1 pseudogene is annotated in these 943 nt (G+C 65.4%); it reads left to right on the top strand.

The window, feature by feature from the left end:
* Positions 1-126: 126 nt before the first annotated feature.
* A pseudogene (locus ACFHWY_RS28670) lies at positions 127-943 on the top strand (HARBI1 family protein); the annotation flags it as partial.

Below are 943 nucleotides of genomic sequence, written 5' to 3'. Positions count from 1 at the left end.
GCTTGTCCGGAATGGGTGATAACGGGCGGAATCGCCATGACGGGCGAGATCAACGCGTAAAGGCACGGAACTCCGATACGAAGTGGTCCTTCCACAGATCAACTTCCTCGGAGTCCCGCGCCGCCCATGAGTATCACCTACACCGCCACCCTGCCCGTACGCGACCGGACCGTGTTGTACCTGTCGAAGCTGCTGCACGCTGAACGGCAGCGACGCGGCACGCGGAACAAGCGACGCGCGTTGAGCTGCTTCAAGCAGGCCGTGCTGGCCCTGCGCTGGCTGCTGGACGGCACCCGGATGACCCAACTGGTCCGCGACAACAACATCAGCACGTCCACCGGCTACGACTACCTACACGAAGGCATCGCGGTCCTGGCCGCTCAGGCCCCGAGCCTGCACTCGGCGCTGCTGGCCGCGAAAGCCGCCGGCTACGACTACGTACTGCTGGACGGCACCCTGATCGAGACCGACCGGCTATCGACCCCCGGCCCCACCGCCGGGGTAAGACCTGTGGTGGTCGAAGAAGCACAAGAACCACGGCGGGAACGTCCAGATCCTGACCGCCCCAGACGGCTGGCCGTTGTGGACATCCCCGGTGCGGCCGGGCCGGGAACACGACACCACATGCCTGCGCAACCACCCCGAACTGCTCGACACCCTCACCCGCATCCGTGATGAGGTGCGCACCCTGGCCGACCTGGGCTACGAAGGCGAAGCCGCCACCATCGCCATCGCCTTCAAGACCCCGCCAAACGGGCAGCTCACCGACGTCCAGCAGCAGTTCAACCGCGCCCACAACCGGCTGCGCGCAGTCGGGGAACGCGGAAACAGTCTGCTCAAGATGACCTTCAAAGCCCTGCGTAACGTCAGCCTGTGCCCCTGGAAGATCGGCGATATCGTCGCCGCAGCCCTGACCATCCTCCACATCGAGCACGGACGAACC

The sequence above is a fragment of the Micromonospora sp. LOL_024 genome (assembly GCF_048060415.1).
In the GTDB taxonomy this organism is placed as follows: Bacteria; Actinomycetota; Actinomycetes; order Mycobacteriales; family Micromonosporaceae; genus Micromonospora.
Note: the sequence above shows the minus strand (reverse complement) of the source record. Positions and strands in the feature narration are given on the sequence as shown.